The sequence below is a fragment of the Pseudorhodobacter sp. MZDSW-24AT genome, from assembly GCF_002794355.1.
GTDB lineage: Bacteria > Pseudomonadota > Alphaproteobacteria > Rhodobacterales > Rhodobacteraceae > Pseudotabrizicola.
The window spans coordinates 61,045-77,855 of the sequence record NZ_PGOI01000003.1 but is presented as its reverse complement, the minus strand read 5'-3'; the positions used below and the strand labels follow the sequence as shown (position 1 = coordinate 77,855).

11 protein-coding genes and 1 tRNA gene are annotated in these 16,811 nt (G+C 65.3%); 4 read left to right on the top strand and 8 right to left on the bottom strand.

From position 1 onward, the window contains the following. The first annotated feature begins 21 nt into the window (after positions 1-21). Entirely contained in the window at positions 22-1,893 is a 1,872-nt protein-coding gene (gene cobT / locus CUR21_RS03755; RefSeq protein ID WP_100195686.1) for a cobaltochelatase subunit CobT, read from the top strand. An 82-nt stretch (positions 1,894-1,975) separates the two neighbouring features. After that, positions 1,976-3,769: an aminopeptidase P family protein gene (locus CUR21_RS03750; RefSeq protein ID WP_100195685.1), complete on the top strand. Its 1,794-nt coding sequence runs from the start codon at positions 1,976-1,978 to the stop codon at positions 3,767-3,769. Positions 3,770-3,779: 10 nt separating this feature from the next. Here the strand turns inward: CUR21_RS03750 and CUR21_RS03745 are convergent, their stop codons facing one another. Further along, the gene (locus CUR21_RS03745) at positions 3,780-4,187 is read right to left on the bottom strand and encodes a SufE family protein (RefSeq protein ID WP_100195888.1); all 408 of its coding nucleotides are present in this window, start codon (positions 4,185-4,187) and stop codon (positions 3,780-3,782) included. Between the two features lie 179 nt (positions 4,188-4,366). Between CUR21_RS03745 and CUR21_RS03740 the strand changes: the two genes are divergently transcribed. Next, positions 4,367-4,837 (top strand): hypothetical protein, encoded by a 471-nt coding sequence (locus CUR21_RS03740; protein WP_100195684.1) that lies wholly within the window; start codon positions 4,367-4,369, stop codon positions 4,835-4,837. Positions 4,838-4,839: 2 nt separating this feature from the next. Here the strand turns inward: CUR21_RS03740 and rnd are convergent, their stop codons facing one another. From rnd to purM, 4 genes are all read right to left on the bottom strand, one after another. Beyond that, complete coding sequence (rnd, locus tag CUR21_RS03735) at positions 4,840-5,997, bottom strand: ribonuclease D (RefSeq protein ID WP_100195683.1); 1,158 nt, start codon at positions 5,995-5,997, stop codon at positions 4,840-4,842. Positions 5,998-6,357: 360 nt separating this feature from the next. After that, the gene (locus tag CUR21_RS03730; RefSeq protein ID WP_100195682.1) at positions 6,358-7,407 is read right to left on the bottom strand and encodes a glycerophosphodiester phosphodiesterase family protein; all 1,050 of its coding nucleotides are present in this window, start codon (positions 7,405-7,407) and stop codon (positions 6,358-6,360) included. A gap of 162 nt (positions 7,408-7,569) precedes the next feature. Then, entirely contained in the window at positions 7,570-8,169 is a 600-nt protein-coding gene (gene purN / locus CUR21_RS03725; protein ID WP_100195681.1) for a phosphoribosylglycinamide formyltransferase, read from the bottom strand. Further along, complete coding sequence (purM, locus tag CUR21_RS03720; RefSeq protein WP_100195680.1) at positions 8,166-9,212, bottom strand: phosphoribosylformylglycinamidine cyclo-ligase; 1,047 nt, start codon at positions 9,210-9,212, stop codon at positions 8,166-8,168. Before purM ends, purN begins: the two co-directional genes overlap by 4 nt. Before the next feature lie 134 nt (positions 9,213-9,346). Here purM and CUR21_RS03715 point away from each other — a divergent pair. Further along, positions 9,347-9,422 (top strand) — tRNA-Ile (locus CUR21_RS03715). Positions 9,423-9,666: 244 nt separating this feature from the next. Here the strand turns inward: CUR21_RS03715 and CUR21_RS03710 are convergent. The 3 genes from CUR21_RS03710 to CUR21_RS03695 are packed head-to-tail and all read right to left on the bottom strand — an operon-like array spanning position 9,667 to position 16,510. Next, a complete protein-coding gene (locus CUR21_RS03710; RefSeq protein ID WP_100195679.1) occupies positions 9,667-10,404 on the bottom strand; it encodes a tetratricopeptide repeat protein in 738 nt (245 codons plus the stop codon). Next, the gene (locus CUR21_RS03705; protein ID WP_157791928.1) at positions 10,401-12,620 is read right to left on the bottom strand and encodes a glycosyltransferase family 2 protein; all 2,220 of its coding nucleotides are present in this window, start codon (positions 12,618-12,620) and stop codon (positions 10,401-10,403) included. Before CUR21_RS03705 ends, CUR21_RS03710 begins: the two co-directional genes overlap by 4 nt. After that, on the bottom strand, positions 12,620-16,510 hold the full coding sequence (locus CUR21_RS03695; RefSeq protein ID WP_100195676.1) for an autotransporter domain-containing protein: 3,891 nt from the start codon (positions 16,508-16,510) through the stop codon (positions 12,620-12,622). Before CUR21_RS03695 ends, CUR21_RS03705 begins: the two co-directional genes overlap by 1 nt. Positions 16,511-16,811: the final 301 nt, after the last annotated feature.

Below are 16,811 nucleotides of genomic sequence, written 5' to 3'. Positions count from 1 at the left end.
GCGGTCCCGAAAGGCCTTGCCATGAGCAAACCCAGCGACAACCCCGCCGATCCGTTCAAGAAGGCTTTGGCCGAAGCCACCAAGGTCATGGCCGATGACCCGGAAATGACCGTCACCTATTCGGTCGACCCTCCGGGCATGAACCGCGATGGGGTGCGCCTGCCGCAGGTCAGCCGCCGGATGACGCGGGACGAGGTGCTGCTCGCGCGCGGCACGGCCGATGCCTTTGCCTTGCGCCGCAAATTCCACAACGAGGCCACCGCCAGCCGCTACGCCCCAACCGGGCAACTGGCGCGCGACATCTTCGATGCCATGGAAACCGCCCGCTGCGAAGCGATGGGGGCACGAGCGATGCCCGGCACGGCGGGCAACATCGACGCCAAGATCGGGCATGAAGCCGACCGCAAGGGCTATGGCCAGATCACCAGCACGCAGGATGCACCGCTGTCGGTGGCGGCAGGCTATCTTGTCCGCCATCTGGCGACGGGGCGCGATCTGCCCAATGGGGCGGCCAATGTGATGAACCTGTGGCGCGGCTTCATCGAAGAACAGGCCGGCGGCACGCTCGACAACATCGACCATGTTCTGGCCGATCAGGCCGCCTTCGCGCGTCTGGCGCGCAAGGTGATTTCCGATCTTGGCTATGGCGACCAGTTGGGCGACGACCCGGACGCGCCCGAAGACGATCAGTCCAATGACGAGGCGCAGGAAGACGAGGACAGCCCCGAAAGCCAAGGCGAAGAGCAGTCCGAGCAGGAAGAAAGCGAAGCCAGCCCCGAGCGCAGTCAGGAAGAGCAGCAAGACCAATCTCAGGCGCAGGTCTCGATGGAAGACAGCGCCGATATGGAACAGGGCGATGAGGCCGAATTGCCCGAGGGCGAGGCGCCGCTGGAGCCGCCGCCCCCTGCCCCGCATTCTTCGGCCGATCCGAATTACACCGTCTTCACCACCGAATTCGATGAAGAGATCCGGGCCGAAGATCTGGCGGAACCGGCCGAGCTGGAACGGCTGCGGGCCTATCTGGACCAACAGCTGGAACCGCTCAAGGGCGCGGTCAGCCGCTTGGCCAACAAACTCCAGCGCCGCCTTCAGGCGCAGCAGAACCGGTCTTGGGATTTCGATCTGGAGGAAGGCACATTGGACGCGGGCCGTCTTGCCCGCGTTGTGGCCAACCCGACCACACCGCTCAGCTTCAAGCAGGAAAAGGACACCGAGTTCCGCGACACCTGCGTGACGCTGCTTCTGGACAACTCGGGCTCGATGCGGGGGCGCCCCATCAGCATTGCGGCGATCTGCGCCGATGTGCTGGCGCGGACGCTGGAGCGCTGCTCGGTCAAGGTGGAGATTCTGGGCTTTACCACCCGCGCCTGGAAAGGCGGCCAGTCGCGCGAACGTTGGCTGGCGCAAGGACGGGCGCAACAGCCCGGACGGCTGAATGACCTGCGCCACATCATCTACAAGGGCGCCGATGCCCCTTGGCGGCGGGCGCGCCCCAATCTTGGCCTGATGATGAAAGAAGGCCTGCTCAAGGAAAACATCGATGGCGAGGCGCTGGAATGGGCGCATCGCCGCGCCGCCGCCCGACCCGAGGCGCGCAAGATCCTGATGGTGATTTCCGACGGCGCCCCGGTGGATGACAGCACCCTTTCGGTGAACCCTGCGAATTTTCTGGAAAAGCACCTGCGCGACGTGATCGCCATGGTCGAGCGGAAACGCGCGGTCGAGCTGATTGCCATTGGCATCGGCCATGATGTGACGCGCTATTATCAGCGCGCGGTCACGATCACCGATGTGGAACAGCTGGCGGGCGCAATGACCGAGCAATTGGCGGGCCTGTTTGACACCGATCCGCGCAAGCGCGCGCGGGTCATGGGGATGCGCAAGGCGGGATAGGCCGGCGCGTCGCGGACGGGTCGGAGGGGGGCGCTGCCCCCCGCCTGCGGCCCCCCCGGAGTATTTCAGAAAGGTGCAAGCCATGTTCCAGAGCTTTGACAGCCCCGCGGCCCCCGAACAGGGCCCGCCCCGGCTGGCGGCCTTGCGCACCCAGATGCAGGCGACCGGGCTGGCGGGGTTCATCGTGCCGCGCGCCGATGCGCATCAGGGCGAATATGTCGCCGCGCGGGATGAGCGCTTGCAGTGGCTAACCGGCTTCACCGGATCGGCCGGCTTTGCGGTGATCTTGCCGGATGTGGCGGGGGTGTTCATCGACGGGCGTTACCGTGTGCAGGTGAAGGCGCAGGTGGACATGCAGGTCTACACCCCGGTGCCTTGGCCGGAGGTAAAGCCGGGCGACTGGATCCGCGACCATCTGACGGCGGGGGTGGTGGGGTTTGACCCTTGGCTGCACAGCGCCGATGAGGTGGAGAGCCTGCGCGCCGCTCTGGAGCCTGCGGGCCTGTCCTTGCGCGCGGTGGACAACATGGTGGATGCGGTCTGGCCCGATCAGCCCGCGGCGCCGCAGGGCCGTGCTTTTGTCCACCCCGAGACGCTGGCCGGTGAAAGCAGTGCGGGCAAGCGCGCCCGTCTGGCCGAAGGCCTGTGGCAGGCCGGACAAGGGGCAGCGGTGCTCACCTTGCCCGACTCGATCTGCTGGCTGCTGAACATCCGGGGGGCCGATGTGCCGAAGAACCCGGTGCTGCAAGGCTTTGCCATCCTGCATGCGGATGCGAAGGTCACGCTGTTCGCGGATGCGGCCAAGCTGGACGCGGCCCTGCGCGCACATCTGGGAGAAGACGTCACCCTGTGCCCGACCGACACCTTCCTGCCCGCCCTTGCCCGCCTGCAAGGCCCGGTGCGGGTGGACAAGGCCAGTGCGCCCTTGGCCGTCAGCGCCGCGCTGACCGAGGCCGGGGTAGCCGTGGCCTGGGGCGATGATCCCTGCCGCTTGCCCAAGGCGCGCAAGACCGCCGCCGAGATTGCCGGGATGCGCGAGGCGCATCTGCGCGACGGGGCGGCCATGGCGGCCTTTCTGGAATGGCTGGACCGCCAGCCGCCCGAAACGGTCACGGAAATCGACGTGGTGACGGCGCTGGAAGGCTTTCGCCGTGCCACCAACGCGCTGCATGACATCAGCTTTGACACCATCTGCGGCGCAGGCCCGCATGGCGCGATCATCCATTACCGGGTGACGCGACACACCAACCGCCCCTTGCGTGACAATGAACTTCTCTTGGTGGATTCAGGCGGCCAATATCAAGACGGCACCACCGACATCACCCGCACCATCGCCCGGGGCGATCCGGGGGATGAGGCGCGCGCCTGCTTTACCCGGGTGCTGCAAGGCATGATGGCCATCTCGCGCGCGCGCGTTCCCAAAGGGCTTGCCGGGCGCGATCTTGACCCGCTGGCGCGCTATCCGCTTTGGGTGGCAGGGCAGGATTTCGACCATGGCACCGGCCATGGCGTCGGCGCTTTCCTGAGCGTTCACGAAGGGCCGCAGCGGATCAGCCGCCTGTCCGAAGTGCCGCTGGAGCCGGGGATGATCTTGTCGAACGAGCCCGGCTATTACCGCGAAGGGGCCTTTGGCATTCGGCTGGAAAACCTGATCGTGGTGCAGCAGGCCCCCGCTCTGGGCGACAATCGCCCACAGTTGAGCTTTGAGACGCTGACATTTGTGCCCTTCGATCGGCGCTTGATCGTGACAAGCATGCTGTCGGCGGCAGAGCAAGAGTGGCTGAACGCCTATCACGCGCAGGTGCTGGCGCAGATCGGGCCTCGCGTCGCGCCCCCCGTGCGCGACTGGCTTACTCAGGCCTGCGCGCCGCTGTAGTCGGCAGCGCTCAGGGGGCGGTGGCGGTGGCGCGGATGCGCTCCACCATCGCGCGCACCCCGTTGGAGCGTTGCGCCGACAGATGGTCGTTCAAGCCCAGACGGGCCAGTTCAGCGGGCGCATCCACCGCCGCCACCTGATCCAGCGGCACGCCCGCATAAAGCGCGTGCAAAATCGCAATCAGCCCGCGCACGATCATTGCATCGCTGTCGCCCTGAAAATCGAAGCGGCCGTCGGCCACCACCGGGCGCAGCCAGACCTGGCTCGCGCAGCCATCCACTTTCAGCGCCGGTACCTTGAATTCCTCGGCCAAGGGCGGCATCGCCTTGCCCAATTCGATCACATGGCGATAGCGGTCTTCCCAATCGTCCAGAAAATCGAAGGTTTCGGCAATCTCTTCAAAGGCGGGGGTGGCCATGGCTGCTGCTCCTTTGCCGCTGAGGTAATCTCCCGCCCCTCCAAGGTCCAGCCCTTTGTGCAGATCGCGCCGTGGCACGGCAAAAGCCATGCCTCGCAAAAGCCGCCCTTTTCAAAACCCACCCTTTTCAAAACAAGGTGCATCGGCTACCCAAGGTCAAAGCGAAAATGGATGGACCTATGACACGCCCGCTGATGACACGCCCTGTGACCGCCGCCCTTGTCGCTGTTCTGGTGCTCAGTGCGTGCGGCGCGGCGCGGGACTCGCGGCTGAACCCGTTCAATTGGTTCGGCCGGTCCGAGCGGGTAGAAACCCTGACCCCTGTGGTGGAAGCGCGCGACCCCCGGCTTCTGGCGGCCGACATCGCCGATCTGCGCATCGAGCCCTATAGCGGCGGCGCCATCGTGCGTGCGACCGGGGTGATGGAAAGCCAAGGCTGGTGGCGTGCCGATCTGGTCGAGGTTCCGGGCGACGACCCCAGCCATCTGGTGCTGGACTTCCGGGTTTTGCCCCCGCTGTCGCAAACGGCGGTGGGCACGGTGCAATCGCGCGAAGTCACCGCCGCCACCACCATTTCCGCCCGGCGGCTGGAAGACATCAGCCGGGTGACGGTGCAGGGCGCACGTTCGGCCCGCACCACCGGTCGCTAAGGTTACAGGCGCACCACCCGCACTTCGTTGCCTTTCGCCGACAGCGCGATCTCGCCCCGGCACAGCCGCAGGGCGTCGTCGCCAAAGGCCTCTTTGCGCCAGCCGCTCAAGGCCTCGACCTCGCGACCCCCTGCGGCAATCGCATCCAGATCCGACGCCGAGGCGATCAGCTTTGGCGCCACGCCAAGGCTTTCCGACTTGGCCTTCAGCAGCACCCGCAACAAATCGGCCAAGGCCGGGTTCACCTGAATCTGCTCCCGCTCATCGGCGACCTTGGGCATGTCTTCCGGCTTCATCGCGAGTCCGGCCTTCACCGCCGCCAGAATGCCATCCGCGATCTCGGGCTTGCGTCCTTCACGCATCAACAGGCGCGAGCGGCCCAATTCCTCCACCGTGGTGGGACGGGTCGAGGCCAGTTCCAGCAGCGCATCATCCTTCATCACGCGGCTGCGCGGCACGTTGTGCTTTTGCGCGTAATCCTCGCGGAAGCGTGCCAATTCCTTGACCACCGCGAGAAACCGGCCCGAGGTGGTGCGGGTCTTGATCCGCAACCAAGCCTCTTCGGGGGTGGTGGTATAGGTCTCGGGGTTGGTCAGAACCGCCAGTTCCTCGCCCACCCAATGCGCGCGGCCGTTCTTGGCCAATTGTCCTGCAAGCCACTCGTAAATCACCCGCAAATGGGTGACATCGGCCAAGGCATATTCCATCTGCGCCTTGCTGAGAGGGCGGCGCGACCAATCGGTGAAGCGGCTGGTCTTGTCCAGGCTTTCCTTGGCGATCTTGCGCACCAGCGTTTCATAGCCGACCTGCTCGCCAAAGCCGCAGACCATCGCGGCAATCTGGGTGTCGAACAAGGGCTCGGGAAAGACATTGCCTTCGACGAAAAAGATCTCCAGATCCTGCCGCGCCGCATGGAACACCTTCACCGTGCCTGTGTGGCGGAACAGATCATAGAGCGGCTCAAGGCTCATGCCTTCGCCTTCGATCGGGTCCACCAGCACGGCATCACCCGTCTTGCCGGGCAGCGCCATCTGGATCAGGCACAGCTTCGACCAATAGGTCCGCTCCCGCAGGAACTCGGTGTCGATCGTCACATAGGGTTGGGATTTGGCGGCCTCGCAAAACGCGGCAAGGTCTTCGGTCGTGGTAATCATGCGCATCGGTCGCGTCTTTCAAGGGGCCGCGGGGGCATCCCGCAACATATAGGCTCTCGCTATAGGCGTCGCCTTTCGCCTTGAAAAGCCCCGCATGCGCGTTTCCGCCCGGTTTCGACAAGACGGCCACGCGACGTGATGGCACAGAATAAGGCCATCCGGGGATGACCCGGGGCAAAACGGCCAGATGCGCCTCTGGCCCTGCGCGGCGATCCGACCGCCCCCCCCAATGGCTCCGCGACCGCTGGGCAAGCGCCAAGGCGCCCGTCAGAACAAACAAGGGCGGGCTTGCCCGCCCGCCGCTTGGTCGCAGCGCCGCCCAAGCGGCGCTGCATGAGGATGGCTCAGCCCAAGACCGGCCTTTCGTCAGGCCGCCTTGCGACGGCGGACAAAGGCCAGCGCGCCAAGCCCGCCCACCAAGAGCAAGCCACCCGCAGGCAGCGGCACCGGCGAGGGCGGCAAAATCGCATCAAGGCTCGCACGGGTCCGGTCGGTGTAATCGGTGAACCAGCCGTCATAGCCCAACTGGAACAGCGTGGCGATTTGCGCGTCCGAGGCCTCTTGCGTCAGCGGGCGCAAGGTATAGCCATGCACGATGAGACCCAGCGCGTGCGCCGCGTCGACAAAGCCTTGGGTCAAGGCCTGCCCCGACAGGCTCACCCCCACGCCATCGGCAAAGGTGGCGATCTCGGCCAAGGTCAGCCCGCCAATGCTGTATTCCCCGCTCGACAACAGCGACACCCCGCCCAAAGCGGCCAGACGCTGCTTGCTGCCTTCTTCTTCCTGAATGCGGGCAATGGCGCGCAAGGCGTTCAGATCAAAGCTCTGGATGAACACCTTGTCATTGGCGCTGTTGAAGCCTGCGGCGTTCAACTGCTGAACAATCTGGCGGCTGCCCAATTCCGACGTGGGCGATTTCGCCTCGGGATAGATGCCGATCTGCGTGCCATTGGCCGTGTTGTAGTCAACCAGAAAGTCCAGAACCTCCTGAAAGGTCGGAACGCGGTAGGGGTTGGCCATCGATGGCGTGAAACCGGGATAGGTGGTTCCTGCCTGCGGGCCGCGCGGCGTGACCGTCAGTTGCTGGATTTCCGCATAGGTAAAGTTGCGGACCGGCTCCCCCTCACGCCCCGGAAACACGGTGGCCACATTCGTGGTGCCGCGCAACGTGGTGTCATGCATGGCCACAAGGACACCATCCTTGGTCAGCGCAAGATCGGGCTCGATGTAATCCGCGCCCAACTGGATCGCCAACTCATAGCCGCCCAGCGTGTGTTCCGGCAAATAGCCTGCCGCACCGCGATGGGCGATCACAATCGGCGCCTGACCGTCCAACGTGTTCAACGTGGCGGCGCCCACGGCGCCCGGCAGTGACAAAGCGGCGCTCACAACGGCCGCGACAAGGTGAAGTTTCATGTCCGTTCCTTTTCAAGGCGTGTCCCGTGTTGATCGGACACGCCTCGGGCCTAACAGTCTCATATGACAGCACTGTTTTGCTTTTGCGAACAATTGTTACAACTTGCCAACACGCCCGGCGCTGCAGAACAGCACCTTTTCGCCGCGCGAAACAGTGGCCTGTTATTGGACGTGATCCAGAAACACTGGCCTGCGGTCCCCCGCAACGAACTGGCGCAACACCAACGGATACAGGCGATGTTCCTGCACCAGCACCCGCGCCGCAAGCGTCTCGGCGGTGTCACCGGGCTGCACCGGCACCACCGCCTGCCCCAGAACCGGACCTGCATCCAGCTCTGCCGTCACCTCATGCACCGTGCACCCGGCCTGCGTGTCCCCCGCCTCCAGCGCGCGCTGATGGGTGTGCAGGCCCGGATATTTCGGCAACAAGGACGGGTGGATGTTCAACATCCGGCCTTCGAACTGGCGCACAAAGGCCGGGGTCAGCACCCGCATGAACCCGGCAAGGCACAAAACATCCGGCCGTGCCGCAAGGATGGGTTTCAGCAACTCGGCCTCAAACCCCGCCCGGTCCCGGCCAAAGCCACGATGATCCACGGCAGCAGTCGGCACGCCAAGCGCTGCGGCCTTGGCCAGACCACTGGCCTCCGGGTCATTGGACGCCACCAGCACCGGCTCAGCATGGCCGCCCGCCAGCATGTCCTGCACCAAGCGCAGCATGTTGGAGCCACCCCCCGAAATCAGGATGGCCACCCGTGTCACAGCAGCGCGCCCTTGTAGATCACGCCTTCCCCGGCAACCACGCGCCCCATGCGGACCACGGTTTCCCCTTCGGCGGTCAGCAATGCGGCCAAGGCCTCGGCGCGGTCTTCGGCCACCACCAGCATCATGCCGATGCCGCAGTTGAAGGTCTTGAGCAATTCTGGCTCCGACATCTGTGCGGTGCGGGCCAGCCAGTCGAACACCGGCGGCAAAGTCCAGGCCTCCAAGTCGATCTCGCAGGCCAGACCCTCGGGAATCACGCGCGGCGGATTCTCCGTCAGCCCGCCGCCGGTGATATGGGCCAGCGCATGCACCCCGCCCGCCCGCACCGCCGCCAAGGCCTGCTTCACATAAAGCCGCGTGGGCGCAAGCAGCGCCGCCCCCAAGCTGCCCGCGCCAAAGGGGGCTTCCGCCTCCCAGCCCAGCCCGGACAGTTCCACCACCTTGCGCACAAAGCTGTAGCCGTTGGAATGCACCCCGTTCGAGGTCAGGCCCAAAAGCACATCGCCCTCGGCCACACCGGCGGGCAGATCGGCGCCGCGCTCCATCGCGCCGACGGCAAAGCCCGCCAGATCAAAGTCGCCGCCGTGATACATGCCCGGCATCTCGGCCGTTTCGCCCCCGATCAAGGCGCAGCCGCTGGCCTCACACCCGGCCGCGATGCCATTGATGATACGGGTGGCCTGATCCAGCTCCAGCTTGCCGGTGGCGAAGTAATCGAGGAAAAACAAAGGCTCGGCGCCTTGGCAGACCAGATCGTTCACGCACATCGCCACCAGATCGACGCCGATCGTATCCACATTGCCGGTGTCAATCGCGATGCGCAGCTTGGTGCCCACACCATCGGTGGCCGCGACAAGGATCGGGTCCTTGTAGCCCGCGCCCTTGAGGTCAAACAACGCGCCAAAGCCGCCCAAGCCCCCCATGGTCCCCGCGCGCATCGTGCGCTTGGCGGCGGGCTTGATCCGCTCGATCAGGGCATTGCCCGCGTCAATGTCCACGCCGGCATCGGCATAGGTCAACCCGTTGTGGCCTTTGGTCATCGCCCGTCTCCGTTCAGGGAATCCGCTGTTGGCTTCCCTTACGCTTTTCCCCCTTTGGGCGCAACAAACCAACCTGAACTTGCGCCCGCCATCCTTGACCCGCGCGCCTGATCTGCTAGGCAAGGGTCCGGTAGGGGGCTGTAGCTCAATGGTTAGAGCCGGGCGCTCATAACGCCTTGGTTGGGGGTTCGAGTCCCTCCGGCCCTACCACCCCGCCCCGCAATCCCCCAATCCCCAATCCCCACGCCTTGGGCGCGCCTGTGCCGTGCCGCGCGTGGCGCTCACACAGCGCGGGCGCGCGGCGCCTCGGTCCGTGCCACGCCCTCCGCTTCCGCGCAGACAGGCGCAACGGGCCGCGATCCTGCATCGCGGCGCAGGTCTTTCGCGCCACGATGCAGCAGCCGCAACTGGCAAGCGACCCCCCGGCTTACAGGCCGGGTCCCCGCGCACAGGGTTACTGCGCGAGCTTTGCCTTCGCATCCGCATTGCCCAATGCGGCGGCCTCTGTCAGCAAGCTGCGGGCGCGCGCAGGCTCATCCGTTGCGATCATCTCGGCCAAGGCCACCATGGCAAAAGCGTTTTTCTGCACCGCGGATTGCTCCAGCAGCGTCTTGGCATCGGTTGCGCTTGCCGTCACGCCAAGGCCGTCGCGGTAGATTTCGCCCAAGCGCAGCAGCGCCCATGCGTTGTTCTTTGCGGCGGCGCGCTCAAGGTAGAACTTGGCGCGCGTCAGGTCACGCGGGATGATCTGGCCCTGAAGATAGGCATCGCCCAGTTCGTAATTTGCCCAGATGTTGCCCTCACGCGCCGCGGCGTCAAGCAGCGTGACCGCACGGCTTGGCAAGGGCGCCACGCCGTCTCCCTTCATCAGCATCGCGCCCAGCTTGTATTGCGCCCAAGGATTGCCCTGCTCTGCGGCCTGCCCATACAATTCGGCGGCGCGGGCGCGGTCTTGTGGAGCGCCTTTGCCTTCATACAGCATCTCGGCGGCGTTATACTGGCCCCAAGGCGCACCGCGCTCAGCCGCGCTCAGGTAGAGCTTCAGCGCCGCCTCCAGCGAGGCCGCATCGCCTTTCTTGGCCAGATCATCGGCAGCCGCAACCGCCTCGATCGGCGACAGCTCGGCAAAGGCCGGCAAGGGCGCGGCGGCCATGGTGAACAACATAAGCGCGATCGTGATCGAATGTTTCATCTGTCTTCCTCGGACACTTGGGGCACAGCGGCCCGGCAAAGCGGGCTTTGCTGGGCAGCAATGGAAAAATCGGCGGTGGGCACGGGGCAGGCCGTCGCAAAGACCGGAAGGGCCGTGGCCGAGCGCAAGGGCCGCCACAGCCCCTGCACGGCGCGGCCTGTTTCTTGCGCAAGGCAAGACCCCAGATCGGCAAACCCCGCGCCAAGCCCGACAAAGCGCCACAGCCCATAGCTGTAAAGCACGATGTTGATCAGCGGGATGACCACGCCATAAGGCTGGTCCGCCTGCAGGCCCATGACCACATACGCCACCATCAACGCAAGGATTCCAAGGTTGAAGACAAAGGCATAAGGCGGCACGACGGTGCGGCTGGCCAGCTTGGGCGTGCGCAGGAACTTGCGCCGCCGCCCGCCCGCCATCTGCCAGACCGATGCAAGAATGCCTGCAAGGTTCACCGGAAGCAGCATCAGGTTCAGCGCGCAGACGCCAAACAGATCGCGCCAATGATAGCCCATGCGCCGCAGGTCCGCCATGTAGAGCAGGAAATAAGGCGTCATGAACAGCGGCGCCCAGAACATGGGATGCGCCTTTTGCGCCGACATCAGCATCAGCACCAGAATCCCGACATTGCCGATCAGCGGCGACAGCAGATAATGCGAGCGCACGAACAATTGCGGCAGCTTGCGCCAGAAGCCGCCCTGCCGCCATTGGCTGCGGAGCAGGTCGAAGAACAGGATCAGCCCGCCATTGGCCCAGCGCTTGCGCTGGATCGCCAGCGCGCCGAAATCGGCAGGGGTGGCGCTGTAGGCCAAGGGTTCAAAATGATTGTGAACGTGCCAGCCCTTGTCCTGCAAATCGATGGTCGATCCGGTGTCCTCGATCACGGTCTTGTCTTGCACAAAAACCACAACCTCATGCCCGTTCTCCTGCCGGGTCGAGCGGATGTCCTCCAGCGCGCGGCGGCGGATGATGGCATTGGCCCCCACCCAATAGGCCGCGCCGTAATGGCTGGACCCTTGATGGATGAGATACTGAATATCGGTGGTCGCCCCCGCGATCCGCTCCACCGGAGTCAGACCATGGGGAAAGGTCAGATAGGGCGTCTGCGCCACGGCGGCCTTGGGCGATGCCTCAAGGATGCCGACAAGGGTCAGAATGTAATCCGACACGATGACGCTGTCGGCATCCAGCGTCAGCACATAATCGGGCATCGGCACCGACAGATCGGCCACGCCCTGCCCCGCCGCCACCGGTTCCAGCCGCAGCCCGTTTTCGTCGGCCACACTGCGCCAATCGCGGCCCATCAGCCCCAGATAGGCGTTCAGATTCATCGCCTTGTTGGCGGCATGCGACAGATTGCCAAAACGTTTGCGCTGAAAGCTCACGATCTCGCCCGCCGCCGTCGCCTCCAGACGATCGCGCGCCACGGCCAGATCCACGCCCGGCGTGCTGCGCAGCTTTTGCGCCTCGGCCTCGTGGCGCGCGGCCAGCGCCAGCACGATGCGGTCGGTCACGAAGCGGTCGACATGGGCAAAGGAGGGGTCCGCCTCGGCCTTGAGCCTTACGGCAATCTCGCGCAGCCAATCGGCCAGCCGGTCATGCGCCTCGGCATAGCGCAGCGCCGTCGCCGGGCCTTCAAGCGCGGCGCGCCGGATCGCTTCGCCCTCGGCAATCCAGGCGCGGACATCGGCAATCGCCCCCAAGCTTTCGGCCAGCGGTCCCGGACGGTTGGGCGGATCATCCACCAGAACCACGATCTGCTTGTTGCGATAGGTGGCCAGCGCCGCCGAAAGCACCGTCTCGATCAGCACCCGGCGGCTTTCCTGATAGGACGGGATCAGCACCGTCACCGAAGGCGCCGTCTTTCCCATCAACGCCTCGGGCGGGATCGTGGCCGTCGCGGGCCGCGCCCGGCGCACCGCCGCCCCCAGCCGGATCACCTGATAGGCCAGCGCACAATAGAACAGCCCGCCGATCATCAAGGCAAAAGGCAGCATCGTCCAGCCATAGTCCAGCACGGCCTGCACCGCGAGCCAGACAAACACCCCAAACAACACAGTGGACAGCGCCACAAGAAGCCGCACCGACCAAAGCTCATGACGGCCTGCACCGCGCCGCAGCGCAGGCTCCTGCCCCCGCTCGGGCGCAGGGACAATCGGCTCGGGGACAGGCCGCTCGGGGCCTACCCTGCTGTCTGCCAGCGACCAAAAGACCATCAGAACGCCCTGCGCAACTTGATGCTGGCGTGTTGATCCTTGGTGTCACCGCCTCGGGTCAGACCGACCCGGCCTTCGACCGACCAGCCCGCGGCCTGATAGGCGGTAAAGCCCGCCGACAGGTTCCAGACTTTCGAGTCATTGCCCGTCCCAAGGGTAAAGCCATTCACCCCCGTCGTATCCGAGGCCAGCGCGCTGGTCACATCCACCCCGCCCTGCGAGTAGAAGCTCGCCCCAAGCCGGGCAAAGGCGCGCAGCACATCGCCATCGGCCGAACGGCGATGGGTGCCGATTTCCACCGCAGGAACAAGGCTGAAGATGGTCTCGTTCATGCCGTCAATCGCCAGCGCCGCACTGCCGCCGGTTTCACGATAGGCATTGGACGTGATATAGGTCGTGTTGAAATCGACCTGCGGCATGACATACAGGCTGTCGCTGCCAAACAGATAGGCCCCACGCAGCTTGAGGTTATAGGTCCCCACATCCGTGGCCCCGGTCAGGGTCTGGGTGCTGCCGCCCACGCTCACGCGCCGCTCCGAAGACACCGACCCCCAGCTGCCGCTCAGCGCCGTCACAAACTGGAACGCCCCCGGCGCGTATTTCAGCGTGACACCCGCATGCACGCGGTTCGTCTCAGCGCTGTCGCCATTGCTTTTGCGGGTGTTCGAGAACGAAATCCCCATCGCTCCGCCCAGATGCCAGTCGCCCTGATCAATGGCGCGCTGTACCCCTTGGGTCAGCGTGAAGGTCTCGGTCCTTGCAAGACCCGTCCCGGCCGAGCCGCGCTGCAAGCGGCTGGCATCCAACCGGGTCCAAGCGCAATCGGCCTCGCGGGTCGGGGCCGACAGGCCCGAAGACACCGGGCAACTCATCATCCCATCCGCAAAGGTCTGCGCCTGCAAATGGCTGCCGCTCACGGTGTCCATCACAACATCGGGGCGCAGCGCGTCATAAATCGCCTCCCCTCCTTCAAGGGTGCCGTCCGACACCAGCATCGCCACGAACTCCTCGGTCCCGGCGCCGCCCGCGGCGAACGCACGGTTGAAATAGGCCCCGATCTCGCCGCTGCTCTCGCTCAGACCATTGGCCGACAGGTCCATGCCCGACAGGTTCAGCGTGACCGCACTGCCATCAAGCGAGGTTGCAATCTCTCCGGCCACAAAGGCGTTGCTGACAAGGCTCAGGCCCTGCGAAAGCACCCCGCCCTCGGTCGTGATGAATTCAAAGCTGCGCGGCACCGCACTGACCGAGGTGAAGGACAACACCAGATCCCCCGCCAGCGCTGCCGTGCCGCTGACCGCGATCTTGTCGCCGCCATCGCCTGCCATGTCGATGTCAAAGGCAAGCCGGCTGGTCTCGGTCGTCACCAGATTGCCGGTCAACTGGGTCAGCCCCACGACGCCATCGCCGCCGGGCGACAAGATGCCCGCGTTGGTCACGGTGTTGCCGGCGCCCACATCCAGCACCGTTCCGCTGTCCAGCCGCGCGCCCTGAAGGTTGTTGAACGCATTCGACCATGGGCCAAGCCGCACATTGCCGCTGACCGTGCCATGGTTCTGAACCAGAGTGTCACTCTTTTCCGAAAGAATCGCGTAATGGTTCAGCCCGCTGGAATGGGCGATGGTGCCAAAGTTGGTGATCGTGTTGCTCAACCCGCCATCCAGCAACACCCCTGCGGCGCCGCCCGTCACCGTGACACCCTCGGCGATATTGGCCGACAGGTTGCCAAATCCGGTGAGGCGGATGCCGTTTGCGGCGGCGCGGATCGTGCCAGAGGCGACCGTCACCGTCGCATTGCCGGTGGCCGAAGCCGCAACCAGCCCGTCTCCGCCCGCTGTCACGTCGCCCGTCTGGGTGACGCCCACCTCGCCGCTGCCGATGTTCAGCGCCGTCACCCCATCGCCTGCGGCCTCCACCGCGCCGATGACGTTGACGAAAACCTGACCATTCGCAGAGCTGGCCTTCACCCCGTCCTGCGCTGCCGTCACCGCGCCGGTCATTTCCACCGTTACCGTGCCTGCGCCCGCGTTGGCGGCAAGGATGCCGCTGCCCCCGGCAGCGGTGATCGTGCCATCGGTCATCCGCACCGCAACATCACCCGTCGCCGACTGGGCCGAGATGCCATGCGTCACGGCGGCGATGCTGCCGGTCTTGCCCACAAACACCGTGCCCGGCCCTTCGTTCACCGCCGCGATCCCGGTGCCATAAGCAGACAGCGCCCCAGACTGCTTCACGCTCACCGCGCCGTTCGAGCTATAAGCATAGATGCCCGTGTTGCCTGCGGTCAGGCTGCCGGTCTGCTCGACCGAAACCGTGGCCGCGCCGCGGCTTTCTGCATAGATCGCGTTGGACCCGGTCTGCATATCGCCTTCGACCTTCACCGCAACCGCCGCCACGGGGCTGCGCGCCTCCACACCCACACCCTCCGCCGTCAGATTGCCCTGATGCGAAACCGTCACGCTGTGTGCGGTATTGTTGGATCCGCTGCGCGCGTAGACCCCGCCCCCTTGCGACTCAAGCAAGCCTTGCGTGTTGGACGACACCGCCCCAAGGGCCGAGGTGATGTGCACGCCATTGGCCCCGCCCGAGCGGATGTCGCCCACCCAGTCCAGCGAAGCGGTCGCCGCACCATCCGTCTCGATGTGGATGGCATCGGTGTTGCCGGCAACGGTGCCACTGCCCGTGACCGAGGCCGCCCCGCCTGCCGAATACGCCAGAATCCCTTCCCTGCTGCGCCCGGTCACATCGCCGTCCCACGACACCACAGCCGAGGCATTGCCGGTGCTCGACACCGAGATCCCGTTGAAAGCCGCCGCGACCGTTCCGCCGCCCGAGACGCTGGCTCCGCCCGAAGCGGCAGAGACCACAATGCCGCTGGCCTCTTGCGAAGAAATCGCCCCCTCCCAGTTGACCGAGGCACCCTGCGCCGTGCTGTCCGTCTCGACCGCGATGCCAAAGCCCAGCGCCGCGATGTCGCCGCTGCCTCTGGCATCCGCGCCGCCATTCGCGGAATAAACCAAGACTCCATGCCCGCCATCCGCCGTGATCGCGCCGTCCCAGCGCAGGCTGGCATTGCCGCCCGGACCGCGCGCATCCACCGTAAATCCGCTGCCGCCCGAAGCGACGGTCCCTTCCCCTTCGACCGAAGCGCCGCCGTCGGTGGCATCAAGGCTCACCGCAGCGCCAGCGGCAGCCGAGATGTCGCCGCTCCATTTCAACGAGGTATTTCCACCGCTTCCGGCAGAAGACAGGCGGACCGCGCCCAGTGCACCGCTGATGTTGCCCGTGCCCTCTGCCGAGGCCGCGCCATTGTCGGCCCGCAGCGCGATGCCCAGCCCTGCGCTCGAGGTGATCGCCCCCGACCATTTCAGCGCCACAGGCCCCGCCTTCGGACTGGCCGAAATCGCATCCCCCTCCGCGCTTACCGCGCCCGCGCCCTCGATCACGGCGCCGCCATTGTCAGAAAAGGCAAAAATGCCACGCCCGCCCGTCGCGGTCACATCGCCCGTCTGGCGAATGTACACATCCCCCCCGGTCGTGCCGACGCGGATGCCATCTGCGCCGTCGGTGATGATGCCAAAACCGCCGGTGTCACTCAAAAGCGTTGCTGCAGTGTCGGTTTCATACAAGATGCCAACCGTGCCGGTGGCAGGCGCGATGTCCGCGCTCAGATCGCCAACCTGCAAGGCCTCCACCGGCGAGGTGGCGCTGATGCCCCCGCTCTGGTCGCCGCTGCAACTTTGAAAGCTTCCCTCCGCCACACAGCTCGACTGGGCGAAAGCGGGGCCAGAGACCAGCATGGTCGTTCCCAGCAAAACCGCAACACAGGCCGAGCGCTCTCGTGGGACCGCACGCAGCATGGCCTGCGACGAAACTTTCTTAACGCTCATTCTTCAATTCCCTTAACCAATCCCCGGCACACCTGCGCAACGCAGGCGAAATGCCGCTGACGTAACGGCAGGAAACCGCGCACTGTCAACGCGACACCGTGAAGAAGTTAACGAACAAGCTGCAAGCGTTGCATAAGGATCAACTTCCAGTAGATTGACTGTATCTCAGCGTTACACTGGGGCGTCGACAGCCGGCGCCATGCCTTGGAATTCAGCACTCCAAACGCCCGCAACGGCAACCCGTGACCCGCCCGGAACCCAAGGCCCGAACGCGGTGCTAAAGCCCCACACCCCCGCCCGC

Coding starts and splice junctions, on each gene's coding strand:
- cobT (WP_100195686.1), top strand. CDS start 22: ATGAGCAAACCCAGCGACAACCCCGCCGATCCGTTCAAGAAGGCTTTG.
- CUR21_RS03750 (WP_100195685.1), top strand. CDS start 1,976: ATGTTCCAGAGCTTTGACAGCCCCGCGGCCCCCGAACAGGGCCCGCCC.
- CUR21_RS03745 (WP_100195888.1), bottom strand. CDS start 4,187: ATGGCCACCCCCGCCTTTGAAGAGATTGCCGAAACCTTCGATTTTCTG.
- CUR21_RS03740 (WP_100195684.1), top strand. CDS start 4,367: ATGACACGCCCGCTGATGACACGCCCTGTGACCGCCGCCCTTGTCGCT.
- rnd (WP_100195683.1), bottom strand. CDS start 5,997: ATGCGCATGATTACCACGACCGAAGACCTTGCCGCGTTTTGCGAGGCC.
- CUR21_RS03730 (WP_100195682.1), bottom strand. CDS start 7,407: ATGAAACTTCACCTTGTCGCGGCCGTTGTGAGCGCCGCTTTGTCACTG.
- purM (WP_100195680.1), bottom strand. CDS start 9,212: ATGACCAAAGGCCACAACGGGTTGACCTATGCCGATGCCGGCGTGGAC.
- CUR21_RS03710 (WP_100195679.1), bottom strand. CDS start 10,404: ATGAAACATTCGATCACGATCGCGCTTATGTTGTTCACCATGGCCGCC.
- CUR21_RS03705 (WP_157791928.1), bottom strand. CDS start 12,620: ATGGTCTTTTGGTCGCTGGCAGACAGCAGGGTAGGCCCCGAGCGGCCT.
- CUR21_RS03695 (WP_100195676.1), bottom strand. CDS start 16,510: ATGAGCGTTAAGAAAGTTTCGTCGCAGGCCATGCTGCGTGCGGTCCCA.